This window comes from Fulvivirga sp. AWR4_260 (assembly GCF_056158185.1).
In genome coordinates, this window is the sequence record NZ_JBSWSU010000006.1 from 1 (window position 1) to 5,406 (window position 5,406).

At 44.0% G+C, this 5,406-nt stretch carries 6 protein-coding genes and 1 pseudogene; 1 reads left to right on the forward strand and 6 read right to left on the reverse strand.

Annotated elements, in window-relative coordinates; genetic code table 11:
* Window positions 1-216: 216 nt before the first annotated feature.
* The 6 genes and pseudogenes from ACXACQ_RS06150 to ACXACQ_RS06175 form a co-directional block, all read right to left on the reverse strand.
* Window positions 217-687 carry a substrate-binding domain-containing protein gene (locus ACXACQ_RS06150; RefSeq protein WP_474975063.1) on the reverse strand — a complete coding sequence of 157 codons (471 nt, stop codon included), beginning with the start codon at window positions 685-687 and terminating at the stop codon, window positions 217-219.
* 7 nt (window positions 688-694) lie between these two features.
* On the reverse strand, window positions 695-937 hold the full coding sequence (locus tag ACXACQ_RS06155) for a hypothetical protein (protein ID WP_474975064.1): 243 nt from the start codon (window positions 935-937) through the stop codon (window positions 695-697).
* A 214-nt stretch (window positions 938-1,151) separates the two neighbouring features.
* On the reverse strand, window positions 1,152-1,469 hold the full coding sequence (locus ACXACQ_RS06160) for a penicillin-binding transpeptidase domain-containing protein (RefSeq protein WP_474975065.1): 318 nt from the start codon (window positions 1,467-1,469) through the stop codon (window positions 1,152-1,154).
* A 1-nt stretch (window position 1,470) separates the two neighbouring features.
* Window positions 1,471-2,283: a penicillin-binding transpeptidase domain-containing protein gene (locus ACXACQ_RS06165; protein WP_474975066.1), complete on the reverse strand. Its 813-nt coding sequence runs from the start codon at window positions 2,281-2,283 to the stop codon at window positions 1,471-1,473.
* A 203-nt stretch (window positions 2,284-2,486) separates the two neighbouring features.
* Window positions 2,487-2,639 (reverse strand): annotated as a pseudogene (locus tag ACXACQ_RS06170) (hypothetical protein); the annotation flags it as partial.
* A complete protein-coding gene (locus ACXACQ_RS06175) occupies window positions 2,593-3,312 on the reverse strand; it encodes a hypothetical protein (protein ID WP_474975067.1) in 720 nt (239 codons plus the stop codon). The gene ACXACQ_RS06175 and the pseudogene ACXACQ_RS06170, both read right to left, overlap by 47 nt.
* Before the next feature lie 1,433 nt (window positions 3,313-4,745).
* Between ACXACQ_RS06175 and ACXACQ_RS06180 the strand changes: the two genes are divergently transcribed.
* Window positions 4,746-5,393 carry an SDR family NAD(P)-dependent oxidoreductase gene (locus ACXACQ_RS06180; protein ID WP_474975068.1) on the forward strand — a complete coding sequence of 216 codons (648 nt, stop codon included), beginning with the start codon at window positions 4,746-4,748 and terminating at the stop codon, window positions 5,391-5,393.
* Window positions 5,394-5,406: the final 13 nt, after the last annotated feature.

The window sequence follows — 5,406 nt, forward strand, 5'->3', positions numbered from 1 at the left end:
CAACGCATTCTTCAGCTCCTTTACCAGCATTGTTCAACGTGTACTCTACAAAGTCACGAACCTGCGCTTTTTCTTTATAAGCATTCACGTTTACATATGTGAATAGCGGGCGGGAAAGTGGCGTGTATGAACCATCCTGGATCGTTTCCGGATTCGGTTCAACAGCTTCGCCTTCACCTTCAGAAATGGCAAGAGCTTTTCAGGCTGTCCTGGTTTTCAGCGTAGTAGGCATATCCAAAGAATCCGAATCGCGTTTGGATTGTCTTTAATTCCACGTACAAGAACGTTGTCATCCTCAGAAAGAGTTGTGTTTTCGCCTTCTTTCATCGGCTCTTCTTCAAGAACAACTTCGTTGAAGTAGTCGAATGTACCGGAATCATGACCAGGGCTGAAGATTTTAATTTGTTCCTCAGGCCAGTCAGGGTTAATGTCAGACCACATTTGAGCGTCAGAAGAGTCGAGGAAAATCTGCTTAAGCTGATCGATTGTAAGCTCTTCAGCGAAATCATTTTCAGCACTCACTACTACAGAAAGACCATCGTAAGCCAGCTCTAGAGGCTCAAGAGTAATATCATTTTCTTCAGCGATTGATTTTTCTTCTTCCTTGATCTCACGGGAAGCGTTACTTAGATCAATTTCACCAACTGTAGATTTTTTGAATCCACCGCCGGAACCAGAAGAGTTCAATGTTGCGTCAACTTCCGGTCGTTCTCTGCTGATAGGAATAAGTTAAGTTTTCCATGATCGGGAACACAGTAGAAGAACCATCAATGTCGATTGGGCCGGATACTTCTTCGGAGCTTTCTTCTCCAGAACCTTCACCGCTTGTGCTGTCCTGTTCTTCTGTGTTGCCTTCCTCGGAACCACCACATGCTGCAAGCACTCCTACTACAAGGATGAATGCAAGCATTAGTGCTAAACTCTTGAAGTTTTTCATTTCTTTCTCCCCCTATTATTTATAAATATTTAATGCTGCCGGCCGCTTGGCCAACTCACATTTTATATACTAACGAGCAGGAGTTTTAATAACATATGAATGAAACGTAAAGGTTTTGTAAATTGAGGTTTTTTAGCGAAAAAGATTGGGAAATGACTTATTTTTACGCTATATTTCTCCGTCTTCGTATAAAAAAGGAGTGATACGTTGTGTATCACTCCTCAGTTTCTGCATCTTCTCCGTTGTTATTCTCTTGTTCATCCGGTCCTTCGTCAGCGGTACCATTTTCCCGTGCTTCTTTCAGCTCGAAGTACGCCTCACCAATCCGGGCACCAATGTTATTGCTGATGTTGAACGTACTTGTTGCCCCTTCTCCCAGGTAAGGAGAAATGATGGAAAAGGCAATTTCCGGATTATCCGATGGGGCATAGCCGACCAAAGTTTTGTTCAGAAGCTCATCGTAGGTGGTTCTCTCTCCGTCTTCACTGAAAACTGTTTTAGACGCCTGTGCCGTACCTGTCTTCACAGCCATATCATACTGGGCATAGGGCTGCTTCTGAGAATATGGAACTCGCCGTTCCTTCGCTCGTCTGGGCCACCTGCCTGAAGCCTTCCTGTACACGCTCAATATAGGACGAATCCATATCAAGCTGGTTCAGCACCTCCGGCGTATAATCTTTATAAACCGGACCGAGTCCCTCGCTGCTGGATGGTTCGTGGACACTGTTGACGAGACTCGGACGTATACGGTCGCCGCCATTTGCAATTGTCGAGACGTATTGATTCAACTGCATCGCTGTATACGTATTGAACTGCCCGATGGAAAAGTCGAGGATTTCCCCAGGGTTTTGAAGTGTACCATTGACTCCAGTTGCCTCATACGGAAAGTCAATTCCAGTGGTGACGCCCAGCCCGAACTGGTTGAAATTGTAAACGAACTTGTCTAACGTTTCATCTTCCAGTTTCAAAGCATTCATATTATATTGATTGCTTGTTTCTCCACCAAGATACATAGCTAGGAAGAACATGTAGACGTTGGAGGATTGCTGCAGGGCAGCTATGTCGTTAACAGATCCGATCCCCGACGTGTATGATGCTTTTTGGCTGCCGGCTATTGTAATAGGTTTGTCATTGATCCATGTATTCGGTGTAACGACACCTTCATGAAGACCTGTCAGAACTGTTGCCCCCTTAACCGTTGATCCCGGCATATAGGCATTGTATAACGCCTGATGGGAAGTGTCTGTGAAACGGTCCTCTCCTTCTTCCGGACTGCGGTTGTAGGTCTGTCCGCTGATCGCCAGAATTTCTCCTGTACTGCGGATTGGAAACGACAGCAATGGCATTCTCCAGATGACGGTTTAGAGAAGGCGCATTTGACGATGGCTGATTGAAGCTCTTCCTGGACAATTTTATTCACTTCTTCCTGAAGCTCCATATCAATGGTCAATTGCAGGTCTTTTCCCGCCTGACCTTCACGGATGACTTTGGAATTGATGACGGTGTTGTTGCTGTCCGTTTCATACTGGACCTTTTCCTTCGTCCCCCGTAGAACATCCTCATATTCCTGTTCAAGTCCGCTTGTACCAACACGGTCATTGCGGCTGTAATCCAGAGACATGTAATAATCAAGATCATCCCTAGGGAGACCCTGCTCACTTGATGTGATACTTCCGAGGTAACTGCGGAAACGTGGACTCATACGGATATGTACGTTCCCAGTCTGAAGTTACATTCACGCCTGGAAGCTTCGCCAGGTTTTCTGCCACCGCGGAATATTCCGCTTCTGTAATATCTGAATTCTTAATTACATGCGGCGCCAGGGAATACGCCTGATCAAGCTCCTTTTTCACAGCGATGACTTCTTTCGTCTGATTATCGTAGCCGGAGATCTCTTCTTCTGTAATGCTGTCCAGCTGCAGCTGATATACATCGCCGTTATCCTTATCTTCTGTCACTTGATCCTCTACACGATCACGGACCTCCTGCTCATTCTGCAGGTAGAAATATTCCTTTAGGTCACGATCTGTCAACTCTTCATAGTCCATGTCAATATAAGAGGACAATGTCTGAGCAAGTTCCAGCTTGTCTCCGGCCTGCACCCCTTTGGGTGGTGTATACGTAATCGAGTATAACGGTTCATTATCAACAATCACCTGACCATTACGATCATACATTTCACCCCGCGGCACAGAAATGGTTGTCGTTGTATTTTCAGTGCGGTCAATTTCATCCTGTGCTTCTTCGCCATTCAATATTTGAACAACTCCGAGCTGCAGAATGATTCCGGCAAATAAGACGAACACAATAAAAAACACCACGTTCAACCGAAAGGGAAGGTGTGTATTATCTTTATGTCGTTTGTTTTTCCCCATGAACTCCTCTCCTTCTTCAAAATCCTTCTGCTATTATACCATTTCTTCCAGGTCCTGAGAATAGAAGAAGCTCATGGGTGTTTGGTTTCGATTGTCTGTGTCACTCGGGGAGGTTTCGAATCAATACCTCGAATGAAAAAGTAAATCAGGAAGTGTCCTCCGCCGACAAGAAGCAGAATGTAAGGAATCCCCGTTTCACGGAGGAATAAATGTAATGGCCCAAAAAAAAACGAGAGATGGATAGAACTCTCCCCATATTCAAAAAAATTTCCCGAACTACGATATATTCGATCCGCATCTCAGCCGCATTCCACGATCTCCCGATGACATCATAGGTGAGAGACACGTAGGGCACGTACAACAAAGGGAAAACACACCGGCAACAGCGGCGTACAATGAAAAGTAGCGGCATCGTGCTGCTGAATAGAAGGATGATGACACTTACATATAAGCAGAGGCCTGAAATAAAGATCGATGTTTTCCTCCGTTCGGTTTCACCCATCTGCTCACCAGAAAATAAAACATAAATGAAAAACCGGAGTAAACCAAATTGAAAACTCCCAACGACAGTTCATCTTTTGTCAGCAGGAAAATCCAAATGGATACAGCAAACAAAAAAGTTCCCTCTCTGAATCCCTGGGCTACATGAGCATTTAAAATACGTTTCCAGTCCACATTATGCTTCCGCTCGGTTACAATCCGCCGGAAAGAAAAATTCCCCCGTGCTCTTCTTCTAGATAATCCAAAACTCACGAGCACGGCTACAATAAATAAGGCAAACGAAGCACTGAAAATCACTGTGTACCCGGTAAAGTTATTGAGGCGCGAGAAATGATAAAGCCGGCCAAAAGGGGTCCTGTCATACCGCCAAGCGACTGCAGGACACCGAGAAAGCCGTTAAAAAAATCTTGGTGTATCCGGCTCTGTAATTTCAAAAGTCAGAACGTTATCAGCAAGCCAGTAAAAACCGTAACCGATTCCGAGCCAGGGCACCGAGCATCAAGTTGAAGGAAGCCGCCCGTTTCCCCCACCACCAGCACAGTCAGGAAAAATCACGAAAGGACTGTTACTCCTGTTCGCAGCGCTATACGACACGGTCCATCTTTTTCGCCCACCGTCCCGCAACGATAAAGGTAAGCGGCTGAAAAATGATGAAGATTTAGAGAAAGATGCCACAAGGATACTACAAGAAGTAGAAGAAATGTATACCGCAGCCATTGCACGGGCGCAGGCAACAGGACAAATGAACAACACAACTCCCGCCCATATTCTAGGAAAGTATTTAATCACTTTTTGGAGTGGCCTCAATGTTTTAAGGAGAATTTATCCTGATCAGCAAACACTTACAGAACAAATTGAAATGCAACTTAGTATACTGAATTAATTTTTTTACCTATTTTTGTAATGATCATTACAAAAATAGGTAAAAAACTATGAATTTAAATTTATCATCAAAAACAGCCTTTATCAGTGGGTCAAGTCAGGGTATAGGACTAAGTATTGCCAAAAGCTTGTTATCAGAAGGAGCTCAGGTCATCATTAATGGCCGTAATTCCACAAAACTCAATATCACTCTAGAAAAACTACGCTCTGAATACCCTAGTGCCAAGATATCAGGAATTGCCGCTGACTTCAGCAATCGTGCAGAAGTCAAGCAACTGTTAGCTCAACTTCCCAGCATTGATATCCTGATCAATAATGTAGGCATTTTTGAACTCAAAGAATTTGATCAAATCACTGATGATGATTGGCTCAAAATGTTTGAAGTAAATGTTATGAGCAGCATCAGATTATCGCGTGAGCTACTACCTAAAATGCTTAAAAAGAATTGGGGCAGAATAATTTTCATCAGCAGTGAATCTGGTGTAAACATTCCATCAAACATGATTCACTATGGTACTACAAAAACAGCTATGCTATCAATAAGCCGAGGCCTAGCTGAACTCACCAAAAATAGTGAAGTAACAGTAAACACCATTCTTGGCGGTCCTACTTATTCCGATGGTGTATCACAAACTATAGAGCAGATGGCTTCAGCAAGTAATCAGTCAATAAGGTGCTGGGTGAGCACACGAGTATGACAAACTTAACCTT

What these genes read in the sequence shown, in the direction of transcription:
- ACXACQ_RS06155 (WP_474975064.1), bottom strand. Translation starts at nt 937, where the DNA reads ATGAAAAACTTCAAGAGTTTAGCACTAATGCTTGCATTCATCCTTGTA.
- ACXACQ_RS06160 (WP_474975065.1), bottom strand. Translation starts at nt 1,469, where the DNA reads ATGGCTGTGAAGACAGGTACGGCACAGGCGTCTAAAACAGTTTTCAGT.
- ACXACQ_RS06165 (WP_474975066.1), bottom strand. Translation starts at nt 2,283, where the DNA reads ATGCCATTGCTGTCGTTTCCAATCCGCAGTACAGGAGAAATTCTGGCG.
- ACXACQ_RS06175 (WP_474975067.1), bottom strand. Translation starts at nt 3,312, where the DNA reads ATGGGGAAAAACAAACGACATAAAGATAATACACACCTTCCCTTTCGG.
- ACXACQ_RS06180 (WP_474975068.1), top strand. Translation starts at nt 4,746, where the DNA reads ATGAATTTAAATTTATCATCAAAAACAGCCTTTATCAGTGGGTCAAGT.